Raw genomic sequence first — 25,470 nt, forward strand, 5'->3', positions numbered from 1 at the left:
GCCCGCATGTCCCGCAAGGAGAGCCAAGCCGATGACGTCCGTGCCCACCGCCGTCCATGACGAGCAGCACGCCGAGGCCCAGGAGCAGCCGCCGATCACCATGTTCGGCCCGGACTTCCCCTACGCCTACGACGACTACCTCGCCCACCCGGCCGGGCTCGGCTCGATACCCGCGACCGAGCACGGCACCGAGGTCGCGGTCATCGGCGGCGGCCTGTCCGGCATCATCGCCGCGTACGAACTGATGAAGATGGGCCTCAAGCCCGTCGTCTACGAGGCCGACAAGATCGGCGGCCGGCTCCGTACGGTCGGCTTCGAGGGCTGCGACGGGGATTTGACGGCCGAGATGGGCGCCATGCGCTTCCCGCCGTCCTCCACCGCCTTCCAGCACTACATCGACCTGGTCGGTCTGGAGACCACGCCCTTCCCCAACCCGCTGGCGCCCGGCACCCCTTCCACGGTGGTCGACCTCAAGGGCGAGTCGCACTACGCCCGCACGGTCGAGGACCTGCCCGAGGTCTACACCCAGGTCATGAACGCCTGGAACGCCTGTCTGGAGGAGGGCGCCGACTTCTCCGCGATGCAGCGCGCGCTGCGCGAGCGCGACGTCCCGAAGATCCGCGAGATCTGGTCGCAGCTGGTGGAGAAGCTGGACAACCAGACCTTCTACGGCTTCCTGTGCGACTCCCCGGCCTTCAAGTCCTTCAGACACCGGGAGATCTTCGGTCAGGTCGGCTTCGGCACCGGCGGCTGGGACACCGACTTTCCCAACTCCATCCTGGAGATCCTGCGCGTCGTCTACACCGGCGCGGACGACGACCACCGCGGCATCGTCGGCGGCAGCCAGCAGCTTCCGCTGCGGCTGTGGGAGCGGAAGCCGGAGAAGATCGTGCACTGGGCGCAGGGGACGTCGCTGGCCACGCTGCACGGCGGCGAGCCGCGCCCGGCGGTGACCCGGCTGCACCGCACCGCCGGCAACCGGATCACCGTCACCGACGCGAGCGGCGACATCCGTACGTACCGGGCGGCGGTCTTCACCGCGCAGAGCTGGATGCTGCTCAGCAAGATCGAGTGCGACGACGCGCTGTTCCCCATCGACCACTGGACGGCGATGGAGCGCACGCACTACATGGAGTCGTCCAAGCTGTTCGTGCCGGTCGACCGGCCGTTCTGGCTCGACAAGGACGAGGACACGGGCCGGGACGTGATGAGCATGACGCTCACCGACCGGATGACCCGCGGGACGTACCTCCTGGACAACGGGCCGGACAAGCCCGCCGTCATCTGCCTCTCGTACACGTGGTGCGACGACAGCCTCAAGTGGCTGCCGCTGAACGCGAACGAGCGGATGGAGGTCATGCTGAAGTCGCTGTCGGAGATCTATCCGAAGGTCGACATCCGCAAGCACATCATCGGCAACCCGGTCACCGTCTCCTGGGAGAACGAGCCCTACTTCATGGGCGCGTTCAAGGCGAACCTGCCGGGCCACTACCGCTACCAGCGCCGTCTGTTCACGCACTTCATGCAGGACCGGCTGCCCGAGGACAAGCGGGGCATCTTCCTCGCGGGCGACGACATCTCCTGGACCGCGGGCTGGGCGGAGGGCGCGGTGCAGACCGCGCTGAACGCGGTGTGGGGCGTGATGAACCACTTCGGCGGCAGCGCGGACGCGGCCAACCCGGGCCCGGGGGACGTGTACGAGAGCATCGCGCCCGTGGAGCTTCCCGAGGACTGAGCCCCCCGGAGCGCCTCGGCAGTGCCTTCTACGAGGATCTCAAGCGCGCCTGCGCGCTCAGCCCAGGGGCGTGAGCAGGAAGCGGCCGACCAGGCCGACCCCCTCGTCGATCCGCTCCGCGAACTCCCCGTACAGGTCGTCCGTATGCCGCAGACCCCACAGCACGCGGGACGCCGCCCACGCGGCGCTCCGTGCGCGGTCCAGGCTCCACGACCCCGCGAGGTGCGTGAGCGGATCGGCGACGTCCAGCAGATCGGGCCCCGGCATCAGGTCCTCGCGGATCCGCTCCTCCAGCGCGGCCAGCACATCGCCCACGCGCTCGAAGTCCGTCTCGAGCGAATCGGGGCCGCAGGCGAGGCTGCTGCAGGTGTCGACCAGGGCCAGCGCGAGATCGTGCCCGACATGGGCGTTGACGCCGGCCAGGGCGAACTGCAGCGGGCGTACGCCCGGGTGGCGGCGCTGCTGGAACAGCGGCCGCCAGCAGGCCGGGGGCCGCTGACCGGTCGCGGCGGCGTCGACGGCGGCGAGGTAGCGGGCGCCGAAGCGCACCGCCAGCTCGGAGGCGGCCTGCGGGTCCTTGAAGAAACCTTCCGACTCACGCCGGGTGATCTCCTCGGTGACGGCCAGGTAGACCCGGTTGAAGACCGCGACGCCGTCCTGCTCGGGCAGCGCGGCGCCGATCGCGCGCATCCGCTCCGCCACGTGGTGCAGGTCCGCCAGCGGAGTCGGGTGCCGAGTCGTCGTCATGCGCTCAGGGTGGCAGGGCACTTCGGAGAAGTACGGGGTGCAGCGCGCCGGATGACCGGAACGGCGTAATCGGATGCGTGGTGAAGCAAGGGGGGCGCGCGGAGCGCGCCCTCAGTCACTGCGGCCGGGACCGCTCCCGTAGGAGTAGCACGATCAGCGCGCCCGCCATCGCCGGCCCGGCGGAGACCGGCAGCGCCAGATCCGTGCCGTGCGCCAGATCCCCGCCGGACGACGTCGCGACGGCGATGGTGAGCGCGACCCCGGCCGCGGAACCGATGTACCGGCGGTGTGGTTGGCGCCCGAGCCCATCGCGGCACGTTCAGCAGGCACGCTCTCCACAGCGAGGCGGGGGAGCGCGGCCTTCAGCAGGCCGCTGCCGATGCCGGAGATCACCAGGCCGGGCAGCAGCCGCGGCCAGGAGCCCGCTGACACGGCGCCCAGCATCGCGAGCACGCCCGCGGCGGACAGGACGAAGCCGAGGGCGAGCTGATGGCGGGCCGAGATGCGGTTCGCCAGCCGCCTGACCTGGAGTGCCACCACGAATGCCGCGCCCGCCCAGAGGGAGAACGGCCAGGCCGTGCCGAGCGGGCAGCCACGCCACGTGCGGCACCGACCTGGGCGAGTACGAAGAGTGCCCGCGGTGCGCCGTCCCGGTGCCGCCGCAGGATGTGGAGATGCGTCCGGGGCCCGGCAGCCCGGCGAACCCCGGCCACCTCGTCAGCCGCGCGCTGCTGAAGCCGCACCGGCTGCTGGAGCCCCTGATGACCGAGGAGGCTCAACGGGCGGCCGCGGCACCAGAGGACGGCTGACCCGCGCTGCCGGGCCCGTCGGTCCGCCCCGTCACAGCGCTCCTGCCGCGCGGGCGGACCACACCGATGGATACAGCGGCCGGAAGCCCAGTTCGTCGGTGATGCGGGTGGTCGTCACCACGCCCTCCCACGGGTCCGCGAGCGGACGGTCCGCCATACCGTCCGGCACCGGCAGGCCGTTCAGGGCGTGCAGTTCGACCGCCGTGACGGGGGCGTCGTCGGCGATGTTGTACGCGCGTCCCGCGGACGACACGGCGGCGGGCGCGCGCAGCAGCCGCAGCAGGCCCCGCGCCACATCCGCGTGGTGCACCATGTGCAGCCGCTGATGCCCGGCCCAGCCGCCCGCCCACCGGATCGCCTGCGCCAGATGCGGGTCGCCTTCCCCGTAGACGAAGGCCAGCCGCCCGATCCGCACATCGAGACCCCGAGCCCTGCCCAGCTCCATCAGGCCCCGCTCGGCCTCCGCCTTCGACGCCGGATACGCGCCCCACATCGAGGAGCCCGGAAGCGGCTCGTCCCCTTCCACCGCGGGCCGCCCGCGCCCCGCCCCGTACACCAGGTTCGTGCTGACCTGAACGAAGCGGCCGGCGCCCGCCTCGGCCGCCGCCCGGCCCAGGAAGAGCGCCGCGTCCCGGTTCACGGCCCAGGCCTCCTCGTCCGGCACCCCGCGGAAGGCCGCCGCGACGTTCACCACCGCGTCCGCCCCGTCGACCGCCTTGCGGACATCGGCCTCCTCGCGCAGACCGCCCACCACCACCTGCGCGCCCCGCGCCGCGAACGGCTCGCCGCGCGCCGGGTCGCGGACCAGGACGCGTACGGCCTCCTCCCGGCCGAGCCACTGCAGCAGCCGCGGTACGAACCGCTGCCCCACCTGGCCCGTCGCCCCTGTCACCAGCACCGTCATCGCGCTCTCCTCACTCCTGCCCTGCCCCTCGCGCCCAGCCTGCGACCGTGCGGGACCCGGCGGGAGAGACCCGCCGATCCCGGGACCGGCAGTCCCTGGTTGCACGCCGCCAGCCCGGCGATCCTGAAGTCATGGACCGCACCGAACTCGCCGACTTCCTGCGCCGCAGCCGCGCCCGCCTCGCGCCGGGCGACGTCGGCCTGGCCGAGGGACCGCGGCGCCGTACGCCCGGACTGCGCCGAGAGGAGGTCGCGCACCTCGCCGGGATGTCCACCGACTACTACACGCGGCTCGAGCAGGGGCGCGGCCCGCGCCCGTCCCGGCAGATGCTGAGCGCCCTGGCCCGCGGCCTGCGGCTCACCGAGGACGAGCGCGACCACCTCTTCCTGCTGGCGGGGGAGGAGCCTCCGCGCGACCGGCGCGCGGGCGGGCACATACGCCCCGGGCTGCTGCTGGTGCTCGACCGGCTCGACGACACCCCGGCCCAGGTCGTCAGCGACTGCGGGGACGTCCTCGCGCAGAACGCCATGGCGAAGGCGCTGACCGGGGACGTCTCGTCCCGGCCCGCCGCGCAGCGGAACATCGTCCGCCGCTGGTTCATCGAGCCCGGCGCCCGCGCGTTGTTCCCACCGGAGGACCACGACGAGCTCGGCCGCTCGCAGGTGGCGAACCTCCGGTCCGTGCTCGCCGCCCGCCCCGACGACGCGCGGGTGACCGGCCTCGTGCTCGAACTCCGCGCGGCGAGCGAGGAGTTCGCGGCGCTCTGGGACGAGCACGAGGTCGCGGTGCGCCGCTCGGCGGTGAAGCGGTTCCGCCATCCCGTGGTCGGGCTGCTCGAACTGGACTGCGAGGTGCTGCTGAGCAGCGAGCACGACCAGCGGCTGATCATCTACACCGCCCGCCCCGGCAGCGAGTCGTACGAGCGGCTGCGCCTGCTGCGCGTAGTCGGCCTCCAGGACCTCGGCAGCCCCGCGTCCGCGCAAGAGCACTTCTGAGATCGGTGGGGCACTCGGCGGGCCGCAGACACGAGACGGCGGAAGGGGCCGGGGCGGGGTGGTCCCGGCAGGGGCGTAAAGCGTGATGTGTGGGCCGGCTTGCGACGGACCCGCAGAGGGCGAACAACCGTGCCGGCCCGTAAATCATGCAGCCCCAGAGGGGCCACCCCGCCCCGGCCCCGACCCACGCACCGCCGCCGCCGACCAGCCGCTTCGCACCCGGTTTTGCGAGCGCCTGCATGTCCCTGGCAATGCGGTGAAACCGGGCCTACGGTTGATATATGGGCAGTGTCGAGGAGCACGAGGGCTGGAGTTCCGCCAGCTTCACCTGCCCCGTGTGCAAGCAGCAGGTACCGGCGGTGGCGACGAAGCGCCGCAAGGTCTTCGGCGCGTACGTCCCGGTCTGGGAGCCGGGGCCGTGCGAGAACCCGGACTGCCCGCTGAACGCCGAACCGCCGAGCCCCGGATCGGACGACGAGCGCGAGGACGACGTCACGGACGGCCCGAAGGAGCCTCAGCGCGGCTAGCACCCTGCCCCGCCACGCCCGCCGCCGCGCTCCGCCCCGCCGAGCGCAGCACCCCCGCGCCCACCACAAGACCGAAGGCCAGCACCGTGACCAGGCCGAACGACGCCGTGAGCGAAGTGGCGTCGGCGATCGAGCCGATCGCGGAGGGGGCGATCAGGCCGGAGGTGTACGTGATGGTGGCGACCCCCGCGATCGACTGGCTCGGAGCGGGACCGCTCCGGCCCGCCGCGGCGAAGGCCAGCGGGACGACCACGGAGACGCCGAGACCGATGAGCGCGAAGCCGCCCATGGCCATCACGGGGTGCACGGCCGTCACGACCAGCACGCCGCCCGCCGTCGCGAAGACACCGCCCGCGCGCACGGTCCGTACCGGCCCGAAGCGCTCCACCACCGCGTCGCCCGCCAGCCGCGCCGCCGCCATCGTGCAGGCGAAGGCGGTGGTGGAAGCGGCGGCCAGGCCCGCGGATGTGCCGAGGGAGTCGCGCAGATAGACCGCAGACCAGTCCAGGCTCGCGCCCTCCGCGAAGACCGCGCAGAACCCGACCGCGCCGATGACCAGGGCGGACTTCGGCGGCAGCGCGAAGCGGGGCGGCGGGTGCTCGTCCGGAGCGCTGCGCAGGTCGAGCACGCCGTGGCAGGCGATCGCGCCGAGCGCGGTGAGGACGGCCGCCGCGATGGCCAGATGGGCGCGGGCGTCCAGATCGGCGTGGGCCGCGACCGTACCGGCCGCCGAGCCCGCCAGCGCGCCCGCGCTCCACATCCCGTGCAGCCCCGACATGATCGACCGGCCGAGCCGCTCCTCGATCTCGACCCCCAGCGCGTTCATCGCGACGTCCGACATACCGGCCGTGGCGCCGAAGACGAAGAGCGCACCGCACAGCGCGAGGAGGGTGGGGGAGAAGGCGGGCAGCGCGAGCGCGGCCGTCCAGAGCGCGAGCAGCCCGCGGAGCGCGGCCCGCGCGCCGAAGCGGTGGCTGATACGCCCCGCCAGCGGCATCGCCACGGACGCGCCGATCGCCGGGAAGGCGAGGGCGATGCCGAGCTCGCCTGCGCCGATGCCGGTGTGGTCCTGGATCCAGGGGATGCGGGTGGCGAAGTTGCCGGTGACCGCGCCGTGAACGGCGAAGACGGCGGCCACGGCCACGCGCGCCCGGCGCAGCCGCTGCTCGGAGAAGGCGCTCCCGCCCCCCGCTCTGCCCATGGCGCCCGTGCTCTCCATACAGCCAGTCCTCCCCGACAGCACCCCGGCCCGTCAAACCCGCAAACTATCAGGGACCCTGCCTGATAGATAGCAATCCACGGGGGACAGCATCTGAAAGGATCCCGGCGTGACACCGACACGCGTGCACCCGGCCGGCCGCACCGCCTCTCCGAGCACGGCCCGGGCCATCAACGACCGGCTGGCGCTGCGGCTGCTTCAGGAGGAGGGCCCGCTGACGGCCGGTCGGCTCAAGGTGCTGACGGGGCTGTCCCGGCCGACCGTCGCCGACCTGGTCGAACGGCTGCAGGGCGCCGGGCTGATCGCGGTGGTGGGCGAGGCGGGCGCGGAGCGCCGCGGCCCCAACGCCCGGCTGTACGGGATCGTCGCCGACCGCGCGTACCTGGCCGGAGTGGACGTCCGTACGCACGGGGTGGCCGTCTCGGTCGCCGACCTGCTCGGGCGCACGCTCGCCGAGGCGTCCCTGCCGGTCGACCCGGCGGGAGACAAGGCGCTGACGGTCGAGAGCGCGGCCGCCCTGCTGGAACGCACGGCGGCCGAAGCCGGGGCGCCGGAGCTGCACACGGTCGGCGTCGGCGCGCCCGGCCTCGTCGACCCCGCCACCGGAGCCCTCCGCGTCACCGGCACCCTGCCCGCCTGGCACGGCGAGCTCGTCGCAGTACTGCGCCGCCGGCTGGGCATCCCCGTGCTGCTGGAGAACGAGGTCAACCTCGCCGCCGTCGCAGAACAGCGGCTCGGTGCCGCCCGCGACCGCGACACCTTCGTGCTGCTGTGGCTGGGCCACGGCGTCGGCGCGGCCGTCGTACTCGATGGCCGCCTGCGCCGGGGCGCCTCGGGCGGCACCGGCGAGATCGGCTTCCTGCCGGTGCCCGGCACGGGCGGTCTGCCGAGCGCGACCGGGTGCGAAGGGGGGTTCCACTCACTGTCGGGCAGCGCGGCGGTGTGCGCGCTGGCACGCGAGTACGGGCTGGGGGCGGCCGCGCCGGGAAGCCGCGGGCCCGCCGCCGAGAACGGAGCCGGAGCAACGCCCCTGGCGGACACGTCAGTTGCGCCCGGTCCGTCCTCCGACGCCGCGGCGGCGGACGTCCCGACCGCGCCTTCGGCGCGCTCTTCCCACGCACCCGCCCTAGAAAGGCCGGGTGGCGATGGTGCGGACGACGATGCCTCGGCGGCAGCCGCGACCGTACGGGCCGCGAGGGTCGCGGGGGAGCGCGGCGAGGCTTTTCTCGATGCGCTGGCGGCCCGTATCGCCCTGGGCGCGGCCGCGGTTGCGGCCGTCCTCGACCCCGGCTGCGTGGTCCTCGGCGGCGAGACGGGCCGCGCGGGCGGCGATGACCTCGCGCGGCGGGTGGGTGAGCACCTCGTCCGGCTGTCCCCGCTGCCCACCGAGGTCCGAGCGGGCACGGTCGGCGGCGGCGGGGTCCTCCGCGGCGCGGTCCTGACCGCCATGGACGCGGCCCAGGACGCTCTGTTCACGACGGGCGGCTGGCCACCGACCGACGCGGGCGGCACCACCCCTTCGGGCACCTGAACACCCATGGCGTGGGCGAAGCAGCCGCGGGCCGGGGGGAGGCCGCGATGCGCGCCGTGATCGGGCCTTGCGGTCCCTGCGGCCTGAACGGCAGCGGGAGAGAGGGCTACCGCCGAGACGGCCGCGGCGGAGCAGCTCCTCGCCTTCATGGACGCGAGCGGGTTCGATGCGGTGGCGGACCCGTTCCGGACAGTGCGGCGAGCCGGGCGGCTCCGTCGCACCGGGTGACGTCCGTACTGCACCCTGTGAGGCAGCCCACAGGCCCCCGCCCGCATGGCCGCCGACCGGCCGTGGCAGACTGGACCCGTACCAGTGACGTCAGCGCACTCCGGGGTCGGTGAAACTCCGAACCGGCGGTTAAAGTCCGCGACCCGTCCGCATCCAGCGGCCGGTTGACCAGGTGAAACTCCTGGACCGACGGTTAAAGTCCGGATGGGAGGCAGTGCGCGGCGGGCAAGCACCGGTGCGCCGCCGCCCCGGCGGTCCGTCCGTTACCGCGGACAGTCCGTACGATCCGGCCTCGGCGTCCCCGATGCGCTGTTCCCGCTCATGTCATCTCGACAGCCCCGGAGTCCGTGCCCGAAGAGGCAGGAGGACCCGGTGGCCACCACCACGGCCGAAGCCGACGCGATGCGCCGCGCCGTCGCGCTCGCGGCCCGCGGTCTCGGATCCACCAGCCCCAACCCCGTTGTCGGGTGCGTGATCCTCGACGCCGCCGGACAGATTGCGGGCGAAGGCTGGCACCGGCGCGCCGGAGGCCCGCACGCCGAGATCGAGGCCCTGCGCGACGCGGGGGACCGAGCCCGCGGCGGCACCGCCGTCGTCACCCTCGAACCCTGCAACCACACCGGCCGTACGGGCCCCTGCGCCCAGGCGCTCATCGACGCCGGTACCGCCCGCGTCGTCTATGCCGTCGCCGACCCGCACGCCGTCGCGTCCGGTGGCGCCGCCACGCTCGCCGCGGCCGGGATCGACGTGGAGGGCGGGCTGCTCGCCGGCGAGGCCGAGGCGGGCAACATCGCCTGGCTCACCTCCGTACGCCGCGGCCGCCCCTTCGTGCTCTGGAAGTACGCCGCCACCCTCGACGGCCGGATCGCCGCCGCCGACGGCACCAGCCGCTGGATCTCCTCGCCGGAGTCCCGCGCCGATGTGCACCGGCTGCGCGCCCAGGCGGACGCGGTCGTCGTCGGCTCCGGCACCGCCCGCACCGACGACCCCCAACTCGGCGCCCGCGCCCGCGAGTCCGGCCTGCTGGACTCCGAGATCACACAGCCGCTGCGGGTCGTCGTCGACAGCAACGCCGCCGTCGTCAAGCCGGGCGCCCGCGTCCTCGACGGCACGGCACCGACCCTGATCGCCGTCGCCGAGGACGCCGACGCCACGCCCCTGGAAGGCCTCGCCCCGGTCGTACGGCTGCCGCGCGCGCCGCTCGGACGCCAGGGCCTGAGCATCCCCGCCCTCCTCGATGCCCTGCACGAGCGCGAGGTGCGCTCCGTGCTGCTGGAGGGCGGTCCCACCCTCGCCGGGGCGTTCTTCGCCGTGGGCGCCGTCGACCGGGTCGTCGGCTATATCGCCCCCGCACTGCTCGGCGCGGGCCCGGCGGCGCTCGCCGACGCCGGAATCAGCACGATCGCGCGGGCGTTGCGGCTCGACGTGACCGAAACCGCCCGGCTCGGCCCCGACCTGCGTATCACCGCCGTCCCCACCGCCCCTTCCTCCGAGGAGAGCTGACGTGTTCACCGGAATCGTCGAAGAACTGGGTGAGGTCGTCGCCATCGACGACCTCGGCGACGCCAGCCGCTTCCGACTGCGCGGCCCGATCGTCACCGAAGGTGCCAAGCACGGCGACTCGATCGCCGTCAACGGCGTCTGCCTCACCGTCGTCGACTCCGGCGGCGGCGAGTTCACCGCCGATGTGATGGCCGAGACCCTGAACCGCTCCAGCCTCGGCGCCCTCGCCCCCGGCTCCGGCGTCAACCTCGAACGCCCCATGGCGCTCGGCGGACGCCTCGGCGGCCACCTCGTCCAGGGCCACGTGGACGGCACCGGCACCATCGTCGAGCGCAAGCGCGCCGAGCACTGGGAGATCGTCAAGATCTCGCTGCCCGACGACCTGACCCGGTACGTCGTCGAGAAGGGCTCCATCACCGTCGACGGCATCAGCCTCACCGTGGTCGACGCCGGGCCCGACTACTTCACCGTCAGCCTGATCCCTACGACGCTCTCCCTCACCACTCTCGGCATCAAGGAGCCCGGCGACCCGGTCAACCTCGAAGTCGACGTGATCGCCAAGTACGTGGAGCGGATGCTCGCCACGGGCGAGGGCCCTGCCGCGAGCGCCGCCGCGGAGACCGCCAAGTGAGCGCCCTCGACTGGCTGAACGGACAGGCCTTCGAAGCCTTCGACCAGCGCGTCATCTGGTCCGACATGATCGGCAACACCATCGGCCTGATCGCCCTCGCGCTCGGCTGGCGCCGCTCCATATGGACCTGGCCCGCCCAGTTCCTCGCCGGTGTCATCCTCGTCGCCGCCTACGCGTCGGCGCAGCTCAGCGGAGGGGTCGGCAAGCAACTCCTGGTCATCGGCGTCGCGCTCTGGGGCTGGTTCCAGTGGCAGCGCGGCCGCCGCGACCAAGGCGGGGAGATCGCCGTACGGTTCGCCACCTGGCGGGAGCGCGGGGTGCTCGCCGCCGCCACCGCCGCGGGCACGCTGGCCGTCGGCGGCCTCTTCACCGCCATCCCCGAACTGTCCTGGAACCCCTGGCCCGACGCGTACATCTTCGTCGGCACCCTCGCCGCGATGGTCGCCCAGGCCCGCGGCCTCGTCGAGTTCTGGTTCGCCTGGATCCTCGTCGACCTCGTGGGCGTACCGCTCGCGTTCAGCAGCGGACTGGCCTTCTCCGGCCTCGTCTACGTCGTCTACTTCGTCCTCGTGCTGTGGGGCATGCGCGCCTGGTGGCTGCGTACGCGCAGCGCGGGGCCCGCCCTGGAAGGAGCAGCGGCATGACCGCACTGCAGAGCTGGTACGACGTCGGGGACGAGGAGGAGCTGCGGCTCGACCCCGTCGAACTCGCGATCGCCGAGATCGCCGCCGGGCGGCCCGTCGTCGTCGTGGACGACGAGAATCGCGAGAACGAGGGCGACCTCATCCTCGCGGCGGAGAAGGCCACCCCCGAGATCGTCGCCTTCATGATGAGCGAGTGCCGCGGCCTGATCTGCGCGCCCATGGAAGGCGACGACCTCGACCGGCTCGACCTGCCGCAGATGGTCGAGGAGAACACCGAGTCGATGCGGACCGCCTTCACCGTCTCCGTCGACGCCTCCGCCGAGCACGGCGTCTCCACCGGCATCTCGGCGGCCGACCGGGCCACCACCCTCCGCCTCCTGGCCGCGGGCACCGGGCCCGAACCCACCCGCGCGCCCGGCGACTTCGTACGCCCCGGCCACATCTTCCCGCTGCGTGCCCGCCCCGGCGGCGTGCTCGTCCGCAACGGTCACACCGAGGCCGGCGTCGACCTCGCCCGCCTCGCGGGCCTGCGCCCCGCCGCCGCGATCGTCGAAATCGCCGCCGAGGACGGCACCATGATGCGGCTGCCCGAGCTGGTCCCCTTCGCTCGCAAGCACGGCCTGGCGATCATCTCCATCGAGGACCTCATCGCGTACCGGAAGGCCGCGGAGCCGACCGTACGGCGTGAGGCCGAGACCCGGCTGCCGACCGAGTTCGGCGACTTCCGGGCGTACGGCTACCGCTCCACCGTCGACGGCGTCGAGCACATCGCCCTCGTCCAGGGCGAGATCGGCGACGGCGAGGACGTCCTGGTCCGGGTCCACTCCGAGTGCCTGACCGGCGACATCTTCCACTCGCTGCGCTGCGACTGCGGTCCGCAGCTGCACGCGTCCCTGGCGCGGGTCACCGCCGAGGGGCGTGGCGTGGTCATCTATCTGCGCGGGCACGAGGGGCGCGGCATCGGCCTGCTGTCCAAGCTGCGCGCGTACGAGCTGCAGGAGCGCGGCCGCGACACCCTCGACGCCAACCTCGAACTCGGCCTGCCCGCCGACGCCCGCGACTACGTGGCGGGCGCCCAGATGCTGGCCGACCTCGGCGTGCGCAGCCTGCGGCTGATGACCAACAACCCGGAGAAGAGCGAGGCCCTGATCCGGCACGGGCTGCGCGTCACGGGACGCGAGCCGATGCCCGTCAAGGCCGGCGAGCACAACCTGCGCTACCTGCGCACCAAGCGGGACCGGATGGGGCACGACCTGCCGTGGCTGGACGCCGAGCGCGTCTCGGCCTGCAGCAACCAGTGAACCCCCGGCAAGAACCGAACCACCAGCACAGAACAGCACCAAGGAGAGACGTGAGCGGTAAGGGCGCCCCAGAACTGACCGTGAAGAACTGCCGCGACCTGCGCGTGGCCGTGATCGCGGCGCAGTGGCACGAGAAGGTGATGGACGGCCTCGTCGACGGCGCCATGCGCAAGCTGCACGAGCTGGGCATCGACGAGCCGACGCTGCTGCGCGTGCCGGGCAGCTTCGAGCTGCCGGTCGTCGCCAAGGTCCTCGCCGGGCGCGGCTACGACGCGATCGTGGCCCTCGGCGTCGTCATCCGCGGCGGCACGCCGCACTTCGACTACGTCTGCGAGGGCGTCACCCAGGGCCTCACCCAGGTCTCGGTCGACACCGGTGTCCCCGTCGGCTTCGGCGTGCTGACCTGCGACAACGAGCAGCAGGCCCTCGACCGCGCCGGCCTGGAGGGCTCGACGGAGGACAAGGGCGACGAGGCGGCCACCGCCGCCGTCGCCACCGCGGCCCTGCTGCGCTCGGTGTCGGAGCCCTGGCGGTGAGCGCCCGGGCGGAGAGCGGGTCCCGCGACCCCGTAGGCTAGGGCCACCATGGCGAACAAGACTTTCGAGGAGCTCTTCGCCGAGCTCCAGCACAAGGCCGCCACCGGCGACCCCGGCACGTCCCGCACCGCCGAGCTGGTGGGCAAGGGCGTGCACACGATCGGCAAGAAGGTCGTCGAAGAGGCCGCCGAGGTGTGGATGGCCGCAGAGTACGAGGGAGCCGACCGTACCGCCGAGGAGATCTCCCAGCTGCTCTACCACCTTCAGGTGATGATGGTGGCCCGGGGGATCTCGCTCGACGACGTATACGCTCATCTCTGAGCGCCGCAAAGCGCCCGGGCTCGTACCGGTACCACCCCAGCACCCCGTCACCCGTACTGATCCGAAGGAATGTCACCCCATGCTGCGCATCGCCATCCCCAACAAGGGTTCACTGTCCGAGCCTGCGTCGGCGATGCTGCATGAGGCCGGATACAAGCAGCGCAAGGACCGCCGCGAACTCGTCCTCGTCGACGCGGAGAACGAGGTGGAGTTCTTCTTCCTCCGCCCCCGGGACATCGCCGTCTACGTCGGCTCCGGCCGGCTCGACATCGGCATCACGGGACGCGACCTGCTGCTCGACTCCGGCGCCGACGCCGAGGAGATCCTGCAGCTCGGCTTCGCCGGCTCCACCTTCCGCTACGCGACCCGGCCCGGCACCGCCACGGACGTCAAGGAGTTCGGCGGCATGACGGTCGCCACCTCCTTCTCGGGCCTGGTCACCCAGCACCTCGCCGACAACGGCGTCGACGCCTCCGTCGTCCGCCTGGACGGCGCGGTGGAGACCGCCATCAAGCTCGGCGTCGCCGAGATCATCGCCGATGTCGTCGAGACCGGCACCACCCTGCGCAACGCGGGTCTGGAGATCATCGGCGAGCCGATCCTGGAGTCCGAGGCCGTCGTCATCCGGCGCACCGGCGAGAGCGCGGACGACCCCAAGGTCCAGCAGTTCCTCCGCCGCATGCAGGGCGTCATGGTGGCCCGGCGGTACGTGATGATGGACTACGACATCCGCGTCGAGCACGTGGATCGAGCCGTCGCGCTCACCCCTGGCCTGGAGTCACCGACCGTCTCCCCGCTGCACCACGAAGGCTGGGTGGCCGTCCGCTCGATGGTCCCGTCCAAGGACGCACAGCGGATCATGGACGAGCTCTACGACCTCGGCGCCCGCGCGATCCTCACCACCGGCATCCACGCCTGCCGCCTCTGATGTCCGAGCCCTTGTCTCCGCTCGCCGGTCCCCCCGGCCTCCCCGCCCTGCCCGTCACCTTCCGGCCGACCCGCACCCGGGTCGTCCTGCTGACCACGGGCGCGGCGCTGTTCGCCGTGCTCACGGTCATCGCCGTGCTGCTGCCGTCGCTGAGCGGCGGGGAGCGGGCCGGCTTCGTCCTCACCGGGCTGCTGTTCTTCCTGGTCCTGCTCCTGCTCAGCCGCCCCAAGGTGGTGGCCGACGCGGGCGGCGTCACCGTGGTCAACCTGACCACCAAGCGCCGCCTGGAGTGGGCCGCGGTGCTCCGCGTAAACCTCCGCCCCGGCGACCCCTGGGTCCTCCTCGACCTGGCCGACGGCACCAGCCTCCCCGCCATGGGCATCCAGCCGGGCATCGCCAGGGCACAGGCCGTCAGCGACGCCCGTACGCTCCGTGCCCTCGCCGAGACGTACGGTACGGGGACGCCCGCCATGTGAGACCGATCGCCCGCTGCGGGAGCCCGGCGTCGGCCGGGTGTCTTCGCAGAGAAATCTCCAGTGATTACTCTTGTCGCGGCGGCGCCGAAGGCGCCGTCGCCCCGTACCGCGGAGCCGCGCGCAGCGCGGCTCGCGGGGCCACCCTGCTCATCGAGGAGTGACACCCTCCGCACATGGACGGATCGTCCTGTAGTACCTGCGCCGCCCCCTCCCACGAGGCGGCGGCATCATGACCATCCCGCTACTTTTGCTCGGCGCGGCCCTGCTGCTGATCCTCGCCAACGGCTTCTTCGTCGCGGCCGAGTTCGGCCTGGTGACCGTCGAGCGCCCCGAGGCCGAGCGCGCCGCCGCCGAGGGCGACCGCCGCGCCCGCACCGTGGTGAAGGCCCTGCGCGAGCTCTCCTTCCAGCTCTCCGGCACCCAGCTCGGCATCACCATCACCTCGCTGGTGGTCGGCATGCTGGCCGAGCCCGCCCTCGCCCACCTGCTGGCCGGGCCCTTCGCCGCCACCGGCCTCCCGGAGGGCGCCGTCCCCGGCGTCGCCGTGGTCGTCGGCATGCTCACCGCGTCCGCCGTCCAGATGGTGATCGGCGAGCTCGTGCCCAAGAACTGGGCGGTCTCCCGGCCGTTCCAGGTCGCCCGCTTCGTCGCCGGACCGCAGCACGCGTTCTCCCGCTTCTTCCGCCCGGTCATCGCGCTGCTCAACGCCGTCGCGAACCGGCTCGTACGGGCACTCGGCGTCGAGCCCACCGAGGAACTGGCCTCCGCCCGCACCCCCGACGAGCTCGTCTCCCTGGCGCGGCACTCCGCCCGCGCGGGCGCCCTCGAGCCGGACACCGCCGACCTGTTCGTACGCACCCTGTCACTCGGCGAGCTGACCGCGCAGCACGTGATGACCCCGCGGGTGCGGGTCAGCGCCCTGCAGTCCACCGCGACCGCCGAGGACGTCCTCAACCTCACCCGCGCCACAGGCCTGTCCCGCTTCCCCGTCTACCGGGAGCGGCTCGACGAGGTCGTCGGCATGGTCCACCTCAAGGACGCGCTCGCGGTCCCCGCACACGAGCGGCTCCGCACGCCCGTCGGCCGGGTCGCCGTACCCCCGCTGCTGGTCCCGGAGACCCTGCCCGTCCAGCCGCTGCTCGAGCAGCTGCGCAGCGAGCAGCCGATAGCCGTGGTCGTCGACGAGTACGGCGGCACGGCCGGGGTCGTCACCCTGGAGGACATCGTCGAGGAGCTCGTCGGCGAGGTGCGCGACGAGCACGACGGCGACGATCTGCCGCAGCTCGCCGCGGCCCACCCGGAGGACGGCCGCCCGGCCTGGGACGCCGACGGCAGCTGCCGGGTCGACGCCCTCCGCCGGATCGGGCTCGAGGCGCCCGAGGGTCCGTACGAGACGGTGGCCGGTCTGGTCGCCGATCTGCTGGGGCGCATCCCGGCGCCCGGCGACACCGCGGAACTGCCGGGCTGGCGGCTGCGGGTCCGGATGGTCGAGCACCACCGCGCCGAGCGGGTCCGTATCGTCCTGGCGGACAGCGCGATGGTGGCCGTCCGATGAGCGCGTTCCAGCTCCTCTTCGCCCTCCTCCTGGTGCTGGGCAACGGCCTCTTCGTGGGCGCCGAGTTCGCGCTGGTGTCCGTGCGCCGCAGCCAGATCGAGCCGCTCGCGGCCGAAGGCTCCTCCCGCGCCCGGACCGTCCTCCAGGGCCTGGAGAATCTGCCGCAGATGATGGCGGCCGCCCAGTTCGGCATCACCGTCTGCTCATTGACCCTCGGCGCGGTCGCCGAGCCGACCGTCGCGCACCTCCTGGAGCCGGTGTTCCACGCCGCGCACGTGCCCGGCGGGCTGATCCACCCGCTCGGGTACGCCATCGCGCTCGCCGTGGTGGTCTTCCTGCACCTCGTCGTCGGCGAGATGGTGCCGAAGAACCTCGCCATGGCCGCGCCCGAGAAGACCGCGCTGTGGCTCGGCCCGACCCTGGTCGGCTTCGCCCGGCTCTGCCGGCCGGTCACCGCGTTCTTCGGCGCCTGCGCCCGGTTGGTCCTCCGGGTCTTCCGGGTGGAGCCGAAGGACGAGGTGGAGGCGGTGTTCACCAGCGAGCAGCTGACCCACCTGCTGGAGGACTCCCGGCAGGCGGGCCTGCTCGACCCCGGCGAGCAGGAGCGGCTCGCCGACGCCCTCGAGCTGGGCAGCCGCCCGGTCACCGAGGTCCTGCTCGACCGCGCCGGTCTCGTCACCGTCGATGCGACGGTGACCCCGCGGCAGGTCGAGGAACTGACCGTGCGGACCGGCTACTCCCGCTTCCCGGTGGTCGCCTCGGGCGCGTTCATGGGCTATCTGCACGTGAAGGACGTCCTGGACCTGGAGGAGGCGGACCGGGCGGTGCCGCAGCGGGTGTGGCGGCCGATGACGACGCTGCGGGCGGAACTCCCGCTGGACGACGCGCTCACCGTGATGCGGCGGGCGGCCAGTCACCTTGCGCAGGTGGCGGACGCGTCGGGCCGGGTGCTCGGGCTCGTCGCCCTCGAGGACGTGCTGGAGATGCTCGTCGGCGAGGTCCGCGACCCGGCGCACCGGGCGGTGCCGGTCCGCCAGCGGCAGCCGGACATGGCTCCGGCCGCGGAGCCGGAGCCGGTGACGGTGAACTAAGACAAGGGTGTGGGCATGCGTTCCGCGGGGCGCATGCCCACAACGCGCGCGTCAGAGCGGGGGGTCCTGGTGGGGGCCGGGGTCCTTCGGGCCGCGGCCCGAGAGGACCTCCCCGTACGCCTGCATCAGATCCGGCAGCCGCAGCGTCGCGAGGTCCTCCCGGTTCGGCGTCCCCGCGTACCCGGACAGCCGCAGATCCCGGTACGCACAGCTCTTCTCGTACAGCGTGCGCAGAAAGCGCCCGTTGCCCAGCTCGTCGATCCACCCCTGGTCCACCACGTGCCCGCTGATGCTGCGCAGCTCGTCGACCGCCTCCTCGTCCCAGCAGTCGCCGTTCTCCGCCGCCAGCACCTCCCCGATCTTCGTCAGCTCCAGCGGGCGGTAGCTGGGGAAGTCGACCCGGGTGGTGAAGCGGGAGCTCAGTCCCGGATTGGTGGCGAGCAGCCGGTCCATGCCCTCGGGGTAGCCGGCGAGGATGACCACCAGCCGGTCACGGTTGTCCTCGGCCCGCTTCAGCAGTACCTGCAGCGCCTCGTCGCCGTACGCGTCGCCCTTGCTGTAACCGGTGTTGGAGAGGCTGTACGCCTCATCCACGAAGAGCACCCCGCCGAGCGCCGAGTCGATCAGTTCGTTGGCCTTCACCGCGGTCTGGCCGAGGAACTCGCCGACCAGGTCCGCGCGCTGCGCCTCGACCAGGTGGTCCCCGCCGAGCAGCCCGAGCGCGTAGAACACCCGGCCCAGGATCCGGGCCACCGTGGTCTTGCCCGTGCCCGAGGGGCCCGAGAAGACGAAGTGCCGCTTGGGCGGCTGCACCGGCAGGCCCTGCGAGGCGCGCAGCCGCGCCATCCGCAGCTGCGCCGACAGCGCCTTCACCTGGCGCTTCACCGGCTCGAGCCCGACCATCCGCTCCAGCTCCGCCAGCGCCTGCTGCAGCAGCACGGGGTCGGAGGGGCCCGCGGGCAGCGGGGGCTGCGAGGGCTGGACCGGGATGACCGCCTTCTCGCGTACGGCGCTGTCGGCGTCCACCGGGGCCGTACCGGGCAGCAGTTCGTCCGGGTCCCCAGGAATGGCGGGAAGCTCCCGGCCGTCGCCCGCACCGTCCGGCGAGAGCAGGTCGGGATCGGCCGTCGCGTCCAGCATGTCCTGCCCGATCCCGGCGATGGACACGGCGGCCAGGCCGCCCGGCTCGTCCAGGCCATCCCCCTCGGAGATCGCCGCGAGCCGGGCCGCGGTGTCCATGAAGGCCGGGTCGACCCGGTGCACGGCGCGGTAGAGCGGCAGTGCTGCGGCGCTCCGGCCGGTGCCCTCGTGGGCGCGGGCGAGCCAGTAGCGCAGCTCCTTGCGCTGCGGCTGCTCGCTGCGGCAGCGCATCAGGGCGGCCGAGAGCAGCGGTTCCGCCTGCCCGTACATCTCCAGGCGCACCCTGGCCATCCCGCCGAACAGGCCCGCCTCGATGCCCAGCAGCGGGTCGTTGAGCAGCGGCTCGGTATGCCGTACGAGCTGCTCCCAGTCCTTGACGAGATAGGCGCGGCAGGAGTGCAGGAAGCGGACCTGCGGGTCGGTGTCCACGGGCGGGCAGCCGGCCAGCGCCCGGTCCAGCTCGGGCACGTGCCGGCCGTCGAGCCAGTGCGAGGCGTGCGCGAGCAGCAGATCGCGCGAGCTCTCCAGGACGGGCTGGACCCACCAGCCCAGCCAGTACCAGGAGTTGAGTGCGCGGCGGTGGCGGGCGCGCTGCTCGCCGAAGCGGTCCCGGTGGCGGTACATCCGCAGCAGCGCGGTCGTGGTGTCGACGCGCAGCGCGTGCAGGCCGAGCCATCCGTCGGCCATGCCCGGGTCGAGCCGGACCGCGGTCCTGAACTCCTCCTCGGCCTGCGCGTACGCGCCCATGGTGTAGGCGTCGACGGCGCGCAGCCAGGCGAGATCGGCAGGGGCTTCCGAGCCCTGCGAGCCGATGTCCATCACGTCCCCCACCCACCCGTGCCCCCGTGACGCCGGGCGTCTGCCGGGCGGCGGCCATCCGGAACCGCCGCATTCTGGACGGGAGTTGCCGCGCCGCGCCTCCCGCAACGCATCGTACCTGCGACATCGTCGGTCGCCGAGGTGCGGCGCGCTGACGATCGTTGAAGGAGACGCTATCCGGTCAGCCACGAGCGGGGGAACGAAGGCGCGGAAAGGGCGGTGACCTAGGGTGAGCGAGCCTCCGTGCCAAGCGCCCGAAATGGGCTTCCTGTGTGGATCCCGGGCCGGGTCCCGGCAGTACGAAGCCCCCGATCACGGGGGAACAACCGGGGGCTTCGCATCTATGGGGCGGCCTTCGAAGACCGCACATTGAGAACGTAAGACCTGTATGGCCCCCAGGTCAAGCCGAGTTGAGTGAGGTGACCGGCGCGCCGGACAGGCGGCCCGGCGGGCTTTGCGGGCCATGCTCACCCAGGGTGAGGAATTGGGGCCCTCACGCGGTCGCAACAGGGCCCGTGAGCATCACGTAACCCTCATTTCTCTGCTGTACCAGGAGATTGGCGTACGGTCGCGAAGGGTCGGCGGCGAAATGCAGCCGTTCCGCTTCGGCCCAGCCGTCCCAGAATCCGGTGAGGTCCGGTCCGTCGCGCCGGCGGCCGCGTTCCCACGACGTGTGCTCCGGCACTTCCAGCCACAGCAGGCAGGCCAGGTGCGGACGCAGGGCGCGGCGTCCGGCACCGACACCCTCGACGAGGACGACCGGCGCGGGCCGGAGTTCCTCCTGGCGGGCGAAGCGGCGCCGCACCCAGTCGTACGTGCGGTAGCGGGCGGTACGGCCGAGGGAGAGCGGGGTCAGGACCTGCTCGCGGAACCGGTCGGTCCACGCGAACATCTCGTCGTGCGTCGCCAGATCGTCCAGGTGCACCACCGGCGCGCCGCCGAGTGCGGCGGACAGGCGCCCGGCGAAGGTGCTCTTGCCGGAGCCCGCGTGGCCGTCGACGGCGACCAGCCGCACCGGTCCGCACGACGGCGGCAGGGCGCGCAGCCGGCGGGCGAGCGCGTCGAGCGAGGCCGGGGGAGGGGCGGAGGGAGGTGTCGGCGTCGCAGGGTCCACGCGGCTCACCCTACGGTCCCTTCGGCGGACGCCGCGGGGCGCGTCCCTGGTCACGTCAGTGGTCTTCACCAATATTGGTTCGGCGACGCGCGGACTATCTCTGGCCGAAGCGCATCCGGACCGGAGATAGTTGAGCATCTGTCGTGCAACTGTCCCACTTGATGACGATGGGGGACCTACCGTCATGACCAGACCCACCCCACGGCGCACCGTGCTGGCCGCCGCGCTGGCGGCCGCGGCGGGCACCGCGTCCGCGTCGTCCGCGCACGCCGGCCCGCCTGCCGCCACCGGCTCCGGCACCGCTTCGGACTCCGGCACCGCTTCCGGTTCCGGAGGCTCCGGAAGTGCCGGAAGCACCGGATCGGGAAAGGGGGGCGCCCGCGTGGACTACCACGGCTGGACCACGTACACCGACTGGCGCTGCGGCACCGCCCGCGGCACCCGCGCCGAGGCGGGCTCCCGGGCCGGCCTTGTCATCGGGACCCCGGCCGGCCGTACCGACTACGCCGACCCCCACACCGGCAAGACCAAAACCTGGGAGTACGCGACCTGGACCGCCCCGGTCCGCAAGCTCGGCACGCCCGCGAGCGAGCTCGTCGCCTCCTGGAACGCCCGCACCCCGGCAGGCACCTGGCTCCAGGTCGAGCTCCTCGGCACGTACACGGACGGCAAGGACACGCCGGCGTACGTGCTCGGCCGCTGGGCCGCTGGCGACGCGGACATCAAGCGCACCTCGGTCGATGACCAGACCGACGGCAAGAGCACCATGTGGACCGACACGTTCTCCATCGACGACACCGCGAGCGGCCTGCGCCTCGCCTCGTACCGGCTGCGGCTCACTCTCTACCGCAAGCCCGGCAGCGACCTGACGCCCAAGGTGTGGCGGCTCGGCGCCATGGCCTCCGACGTCCCGGACCGCTTCGAGGTGCCCGCCTCGACGCCGGGTGAGGGCGCTGGGCGCGAGCTGAAGGTCCCGCGCTACTCGCAGAACACCCACGTCGGCCAGTACCCGGAGTACGACAACGGCGGCGAGGCCTGGTGCAGCCCCACCTCCTCGCAGATGGTCATCGAGTACTGGGGCCGCAAGCCCACGAAGGAGGATCTGGCCTGGGTCAACCCGGACTTCGCCGACCCGCAGGTCTGCCACGCGGCCCGCTTCACGTACGACTACCAGTACGAGGGCTGCGGCAACTGGCCCTTCAACTCCGCGTACGCCGCGACGTACAAGGACCTCCAGGGGATCATCACGCGGCTGGGGTCGCTGGGCGACGCCGAGAAGCTGATCGCCGCCGGAATCCCGGTGATAACGTCCCAGTCCTTCCTGGAGTCCGAACTCGACGGCGCGGGCTACGGCACGGCGGGTCACCTGATGTGCGTCATCGGCTTCACGGCGGACGGTGACGTCATCGCCAACGACCCGGCGAGCGCCAACAACGACGCGGTCCGCCGTGTCTACAAGCGACGGCAGTTCGAGAACATCTGGCTGCGGACGAAGCGCCACGACGCGAACGGGAAGGTGAGGAGCGGTACAGGGGGCGTCGCGTACCTGTACTGGCCGGCGAAGCCGACGCCGGGGCAGGCAAGGGTGCTGCGGGAGCTGGGGATTCGCTGAGCATCTGCACCCTGTAGATCATGCCTCCGGTCTTGTGCCGGATGGGAAGCCGCTCGATGCGCCGGGCTCCAGCCGCGGTCCCATTTCCTTCGGCAGGGCGGCGATCTCATCAAAGCCTGGAAGGCTCCTCTCATCCACCCGCATCACTGGGTTGTCGGGCCGACAGCGCAGGCTGCTTCCGCTGCCCGTCGCGCCGCACGTGGTGCTGACGCTGGCCGTACCGAGTCATGCCCCGCGGCTTGAACACCGACAGGGTCGCGGCAACAACCAGCACCAGGAGGGCCGCGCCGGCGTCAGCCACGAGTTGGATCCTCATCCCCGTCAGGTCGGCGCTGGACAGGGTCTTCCCGGCAGCGGCGCCTGCTACGTGGCTGACCACCTGCATGTGCACCAGCAGGAGGACGGTCGCGACGACGTTGATCAGCAGTTTGAACAGGATCCAGTAGTGCCGGAACAAGCCCCACGTGGTGCCCAGCGCCTGGATAAGCCCGGTGAGCAGCGAGGCGAAGCTCAACGGGACGAGAACGAACCAGCCGGTCACCTCCATCGCGACATACGCGCCACGGACCGTCTGAGGATCCTGGCCGGCCAGGCCGGCGATGGCGAGGGCGAGGAAAGCGGCGACCGCGCCGAGCCAGCCGACCGAGGAGGTGACATGCGCCGTGAGCGCGACCTTGCGGAGAGGCGGTGTCATGGTCATCGCCATCAGTGGCCGCCCATGCCGCCGCCGATGGTGTGCATGAGAACGAACGCCACGATCAGGGCTGCGATGAAGGCGACCCCGAACACCTTCACCCAGCGCGGTGCGCCGGTGGTCGATCCGCGGTCGGGTCCCACGCCGGTGCCGTCGTCGGTCGCGCCCTGGGGCTCCGGGTGGGGAGGTCGGACATCCATGTGAGTGATCTCCTCTGCCGCGCGCGGTTGCCGAGCTCTCTTGAAGGCCAGTGTTTGCGAGACACTCTGTCGCTGTCAACTCAGACTGTCGTGCTTCCGTCGCCACGTATAGTGGTGTGGTGCCGAAGCTGTGGAACGAGACGATCGAGGCGCACCGTAACGCCGTGCGCGACGCGATCATGGAGACGACTGGGGCCCTGGTGACCGAGCACGGGCTCACATCGGTGACGATGTCGCAGATCGCCGAGAAGGCCGGTATCGGACGAGCGACGTTGTACAAGTACTTCCCGGACGTCGAAGCGATCCTGGACGCCTGGCACCAGCGCCACGTCACCGGCCACCTCGAGCAACTCGCCCAGATCCGGGACCAACCCGGCGCCGCCGCCGAGCGGCTCCGAGCCGTGCTCGAGGCCTACGCGCTGATCTCCTACCACCGTGAGCACCACGGCGCAGAACTCTCGGCGCTCCTGCATCGAGGCGAGAACGTCGTCCGAGCCCAGCAGCAACTCCTCGAATTGATCAGGGACTTGCTGGCCGAAGTCGCAGAGACCGGCGAACTCCGGGACGACGTCGCGCCTGAAGAACTCGCGAGCTACTGCCTCCACGCCCTTACGGCAGCCGGCAGTCTGCGGTCCAAGGCCGCGGTCCAGCGGCTCGTCGTGGTCACGCTGGCCGGCTTGCGTCCCCCGCGCTGAGCCGTCACCGTGTTCGAGCGAGTCGGTACGGCATGCCCGCGGGGGCGCGGTACGGCATGCGGGGGGAGTCGTACGCGGCCGTTCCGGGTCTTCGCGGGGAAGGCCCGGAACGGCGTGGACGCACGGGAGGTGATCAGAGCCGGTCGACGATGCCCTGCATCTGCTTGACCTCTGCGGACTGGGTCTTCACGACGTCGCCCGCGAGCTTCTTGGCGGCGGCGTTGCGGCCGTTCTTCTGCTCGTCCTTCGCCATCTCGATCGCACCGTTGTGGTGCTCGATCATCATCTCCGCGAACTTGCGGTCGAAGTCCCTGCCCTTGGCGGCCATGAGGTCCTTCATGTCCTGCTCGGACATCATCCCGGGCTTATCGCCGTCACCGTGGCCCATGTCGCCGTGATCCATGCTGGGCGACTCCGGCTTGCCCCAGGACTTGAGCCAGGACTGCATCGTCTTGATCTCCGGGTCCTGGGCCTTCTCGATCTGCCCGGCCAGCGTCTTGACCTCTTGGTCGGACGCCCGGCCGTCGGCCCGCTGCGACATCTCCAGTGCCTGCTGGTGGTGCACGATCATCGACTGGGCGAAGGTCACGTCCGCGTCGTTGAATGCGCCCTTGGCCGGCGACGTGCCGGCTTCCTGCGAAGCGGAGGAGCTGCTGCCGTGATCCATGCCGGACATGTCATCTCCGCCGCCGCAGGCGGCGAGCACCAGGGCTCCAGCGGTGACGGCTCCCACCACCGCGATGCGGTGGTCAATTGGGCGGTGGAGGGCACGCTTGAAGGCGTTCATGTTCTGTGTACCTCGTGTATGTCGGTTCTGCGGGTGGATGCACAGGCGGCGTACGCGGGCAGCCCTCAAGGGGCCGCCCCGCGCAGGGAGAACGGCCTATATCCGCAGAATCGACAGTCGCGCGAGGTCGGGGGGATGTGGCGGCGGGGAATTGGGTCGTACGGCCGCAAGAGCCCTCGCGATGAGATGCGCGAGCCACTCGCGCCGACTGGCCAGTGCCGCGCGCAGCAGGGAGACCAGGGCCCAGGCGCCCAGGACTGCCAGGCACAGCGAGGCCATGTCCATGGCCATGCCCGGCCCATGCGGTGCGGAAGAGACGTCCACCGCCTTGGAGCCATGCACCTCGCCTTCCGCGACCGGGGGCGTGTCCATGGCTGCGACTGTGCCTGGTTCACCGGACATCGGATGCGCGCCGACGGCGTGCGCCGTTGCGGACATCTCCGAGCCGGGGGTGTCGCTGGGGTGACCGATGGTGTGCATCACGAATACGCCGAGTGCAGAGACCACGACAAGCAGGAGGCGTGCTGCCACGCTCCCTGCTCGCGTATGCCTGTGCACCGTCACCGTCACGCTGTACCTCCGCAACGACCATAACGGAAGCACGGGCAAGGGCTGCGCGCGGCTTCAGCCTCATGAGCGAGCCCCGCATCCGCTACGTACTAAGGGCATAGCGGAAGTCGGTAAGGCCGAGGTCTCGTGATGCAGCCCGCCGCGCCACCCACGCCGTC

26 protein-coding genes, 1 pseudogene and 1 riboswitch are annotated in these 25,470 nt (G+C 72.2%); of the genes and pseudogenes, 17 read left to right on the top strand and 10 right to left on the bottom strand.

Annotated features, from left to right (window positions below; all coding sequences use genetic code 11):
- Window positions 1–31 precede the first annotated feature (31 nt).
- On the top strand, window positions 32–1,735 hold the full coding sequence (locus tag ACTWQC_RS17390; RefSeq protein WP_443316609.1) for a flavin monoamine oxidase family protein: 1,704 nt from the start codon (window positions 32–34) through the stop codon (window positions 1,733–1,735).
- 57 nt (window positions 1,736–1,792) lie between these two features.
- Here the strand turns inward: ACTWQC_RS17390 and ACTWQC_RS17395 are convergent, their stop codons facing one another.
- Together ACTWQC_RS17395 and ACTWQC_RS17400 are read right to left on the bottom strand one after the other, a co-directional pair.
- Complete coding sequence (locus ACTWQC_RS17395) at window positions 1,793–2,482, bottom strand: DUF5995 family protein (RefSeq protein ID WP_443316610.1); 690 nt, start codon at window positions 2,480–2,482, stop codon at window positions 1,793–1,795.
- Between the two features lie 115 nt (window positions 2,483–2,597).
- A pseudogene (locus ACTWQC_RS17400) lies at window positions 2,598–3,070 on the bottom strand (MFS transporter); the annotation flags it as partial.
- An 86-nt stretch (window positions 3,071–3,156) separates the two neighbouring features.
- Between ACTWQC_RS17400 and ACTWQC_RS17405 the strand changes: the two are divergent.
- Window positions 3,157–3,291, top strand: coding sequence for a hypothetical protein (locus ACTWQC_RS17405; RefSeq protein ID WP_443316611.1), 135 nt, complete (start codon window positions 3,157–3,159; stop codon window positions 3,289–3,291).
- A gap of 31 nt (window positions 3,292–3,322) precedes the next feature.
- Here ACTWQC_RS17405 and ACTWQC_RS17410 read toward each other — a convergent pair whose 3' ends face one another.
- Window positions 3,323–4,195 carry an NAD-dependent epimerase/dehydratase family protein gene (locus ACTWQC_RS17410; RefSeq protein WP_443316612.1) on the bottom strand — a complete coding sequence of 291 codons (873 nt, stop codon included), beginning with the start codon at window positions 4,193–4,195 and terminating at the stop codon, window positions 3,323–3,325.
- A gap of 131 nt (window positions 4,196–4,326) precedes the next feature.
- Here ACTWQC_RS17410 and ACTWQC_RS17415 point away from each other — a divergent pair, with 131 nt between their 5' ends.
- Together ACTWQC_RS17415 and ACTWQC_RS17420 are read left to right on the top strand one after the other, a co-directional pair.
- A complete protein-coding gene (locus ACTWQC_RS17415) occupies window positions 4,327–5,190 on the top strand; it encodes a helix-turn-helix transcriptional regulator (protein ID WP_443316613.1) in 864 nt (287 codons plus the stop codon).
- A gap of 281 nt (window positions 5,191–5,471) precedes the next feature.
- Window positions 5,472–5,717 carry a hypothetical protein gene (locus ACTWQC_RS17420; protein WP_443316614.1) on the top strand — a complete coding sequence of 82 codons (246 nt, stop codon included), beginning with the start codon at window positions 5,472–5,474 and terminating at the stop codon, window positions 5,715–5,717.
- On the opposite strand, the gene ACTWQC_RS17425 is transcribed toward ACTWQC_RS17420, so the two are convergent.
- Window positions 5,683–6,936, bottom strand: coding sequence for an MFS transporter (locus ACTWQC_RS17425; RefSeq protein WP_443316615.1), 1,254 nt, complete (start codon window positions 6,934–6,936; stop codon window positions 5,683–5,685). The genes ACTWQC_RS17420 and ACTWQC_RS17425 overlap by 35 nt on opposite strands.
- Before the next feature lie 109 nt (window positions 6,937–7,045).
- Here ACTWQC_RS17425 and ACTWQC_RS17430 point away from each other — a divergent pair, with 109 nt between their 5' ends.
- The 11 genes from ACTWQC_RS17430 to ACTWQC_RS17480 all read left to right on the top strand — a co-directional run bounded on the left by ACTWQC_RS17430 (window position 7,046) and on the right by ACTWQC_RS17480 (window position 17,681).
- Entirely contained in the window at window positions 7,046–8,467 is a 1,422-nt protein-coding gene (locus tag ACTWQC_RS17430; RefSeq protein ID WP_443316616.1) for an ROK family transcriptional regulator, read from the top strand.
- 319 nt (window positions 8,468–8,786) lie between these two features.
- Window positions 8,787–8,917, top strand: a riboswitch (FMN riboswitch).
- A gap of 180 nt (window positions 8,918–9,097) precedes the next feature.
- Window positions 9,098–10,198, top strand: coding sequence for a bifunctional diaminohydroxyphosphoribosylaminopyrimidine deaminase/5-amino-6-(5-phosphoribosylamino)uracil reductase RibD (ribD, locus tag ACTWQC_RS17435; protein WP_443316724.1), 1,101 nt, complete (start codon window positions 9,098–9,100; stop codon window positions 10,196–10,198).
- A 1-nt stretch (window position 10,199) separates the two neighbouring features.
- A complete protein-coding gene (locus ACTWQC_RS17440) occupies window positions 10,200–10,829 on the top strand; it encodes a riboflavin synthase (protein WP_443316617.1) in 630 nt (209 codons plus the stop codon).
- Window positions 10,826–11,473, top strand: coding sequence for a nicotinamide mononucleotide transporter family protein (locus ACTWQC_RS17445; protein ID WP_443316618.1), 648 nt, complete (start codon window positions 10,826–10,828; stop codon window positions 11,471–11,473). The genes ACTWQC_RS17440 and ACTWQC_RS17445 overlap by 4 nt, the downstream gene beginning before the upstream one ends.
- Window positions 11,470–12,774: a bifunctional 3,4-dihydroxy-2-butanone-4-phosphate synthase/GTP cyclohydrolase II gene (locus ACTWQC_RS17450; protein WP_443316619.1), complete on the top strand. Its 1,305-nt coding sequence runs from the start codon at window positions 11,470–11,472 to the stop codon at window positions 12,772–12,774. Before ACTWQC_RS17445 ends, ACTWQC_RS17450 begins: the two co-directional genes overlap by 4 nt.
- 50 nt (window positions 12,775–12,824) lie before the next feature.
- Window positions 12,825–13,310, top strand: a complete 486-nt coding sequence (gene ribH / locus ACTWQC_RS17455; protein WP_443316620.1) for a 6,7-dimethyl-8-ribityllumazine synthase — start codon at window positions 12,825–12,827, stop codon at window positions 13,308–13,310.
- 48 nt (window positions 13,311–13,358) lie between these two features.
- Window positions 13,359–13,631 (top strand): phosphoribosyl-ATP diphosphatase, encoded by a 273-nt coding sequence (locus tag ACTWQC_RS17460; protein ID WP_443316621.1) that lies wholly within the window; start codon window positions 13,359–13,361, stop codon window positions 13,629–13,631.
- A 79-nt stretch (window positions 13,632–13,710) separates the two neighbouring features.
- Window positions 13,711–14,559 carry an ATP phosphoribosyltransferase gene (hisG, locus tag ACTWQC_RS17465; protein ID WP_443316622.1) on the top strand — a complete coding sequence of 283 codons (849 nt, stop codon included), beginning with the start codon at window positions 13,711–13,713 and terminating at the stop codon, window positions 14,557–14,559.
- Window positions 14,559–15,035, top strand: a complete 477-nt coding sequence (locus ACTWQC_RS17470) for a PH domain-containing protein (protein ID WP_443316623.1) — start codon at window positions 14,559–14,561, stop codon at window positions 15,033–15,035. Before hisG ends, ACTWQC_RS17470 begins: the two co-directional genes overlap by 1 nt.
- Before the next feature lie 229 nt (window positions 15,036–15,264).
- Window positions 15,265–16,590, top strand: a complete 1,326-nt coding sequence (locus tag ACTWQC_RS17475) for a hemolysin family protein (protein ID WP_443316624.1) — start codon at window positions 15,265–15,267, stop codon at window positions 16,588–16,590.
- Window positions 16,587–17,681 carry a hemolysin family protein gene (locus ACTWQC_RS17480; RefSeq protein ID WP_443316625.1) on the top strand — a complete coding sequence of 365 codons (1,095 nt, stop codon included), beginning with the start codon at window positions 16,587–16,589 and terminating at the stop codon, window positions 17,679–17,681. The genes ACTWQC_RS17475 and ACTWQC_RS17480 overlap by 4 nt, the downstream gene beginning before the upstream one ends.
- A 51-nt stretch (window positions 17,682–17,732) precedes the next feature.
- On the opposite strand, the gene ACTWQC_RS17485 is transcribed toward ACTWQC_RS17480, so the two are convergent.
- Window positions 17,733–19,640 carry an AAA family ATPase gene (locus tag ACTWQC_RS17485; protein ID WP_443316725.1) on the bottom strand — a complete coding sequence of 636 codons (1,908 nt, stop codon included), beginning with the start codon at window positions 19,638–19,640 and terminating at the stop codon, window positions 17,733–17,735.
- A gap of 493 nt (window positions 19,641–20,133) precedes the next feature.
- Window positions 20,134–20,754 (bottom strand): uridine kinase family protein, encoded by a 621-nt coding sequence (locus tag ACTWQC_RS17490; RefSeq protein ID WP_443316626.1) that lies wholly within the window; start codon window positions 20,752–20,754, stop codon window positions 20,134–20,136.
- 184 nt (window positions 20,755–20,938) lie between these two features.
- On the opposite strand from ACTWQC_RS17490, the gene ACTWQC_RS17495 reads away from it, so the two are divergent.
- Window positions 20,939–22,366, top strand: coding sequence for a peptidase C39 family protein (locus ACTWQC_RS17495; protein WP_443316627.1), 1,428 nt, complete (start codon window positions 20,939–20,941; stop codon window positions 22,364–22,366).
- A 130-nt stretch (window positions 22,367–22,496) separates the two neighbouring features.
- On the opposite strand, the gene ACTWQC_RS17500 is transcribed toward ACTWQC_RS17495, so the two are convergent.
- Window positions 22,497–23,060, bottom strand: coding sequence for a hypothetical protein (locus ACTWQC_RS17500; RefSeq protein WP_443316628.1), 564 nt, complete (start codon window positions 23,058–23,060; stop codon window positions 22,497–22,499).
- An 11-nt stretch (window positions 23,061–23,071) separates the two neighbouring features.
- The gene (locus ACTWQC_RS17505; RefSeq protein ID WP_443316629.1) at window positions 23,072–23,260 is read right to left on the bottom strand and encodes a hypothetical protein; all 189 of its coding nucleotides are present in this window, start codon (window positions 23,258–23,260) and stop codon (window positions 23,072–23,074) included.
- A 119-nt stretch (window positions 23,261–23,379) separates the two neighbouring features.
- Between ACTWQC_RS17505 and ACTWQC_RS17510 the strand changes: the two genes are divergently transcribed.
- Window positions 23,380–23,955, top strand: coding sequence for a TetR/AcrR family transcriptional regulator (locus ACTWQC_RS17510; RefSeq protein ID WP_443316630.1), 576 nt, complete (start codon window positions 23,380–23,382; stop codon window positions 23,953–23,955).
- A gap of 133 nt (window positions 23,956–24,088) precedes the next feature.
- On the opposite strand, the gene ACTWQC_RS17515 is transcribed toward ACTWQC_RS17510, so the two are convergent.
- Entirely contained in the window at window positions 24,089–24,742 is a 654-nt protein-coding gene (locus tag ACTWQC_RS17515) for a DUF305 domain-containing protein (RefSeq protein WP_443316631.1), read from the bottom strand.
- Between the two features lie 96 nt (window positions 24,743–24,838).
- Window positions 24,839–25,273, bottom strand: a complete 435-nt coding sequence (locus ACTWQC_RS17520) for a DUF6153 family protein (protein ID WP_443316632.1) — start codon at window positions 25,271–25,273, stop codon at window positions 24,839–24,841.
- Window positions 25,274–25,470 lie beyond the last annotated feature (197 nt).

This window comes from Streptomyces sp. 8N616 (assembly GCF_052246385.1).
Lineage (GTDB): Bacteria > Actinomycetota > Actinomycetes > Streptomycetales > Streptomycetaceae > Streptomyces.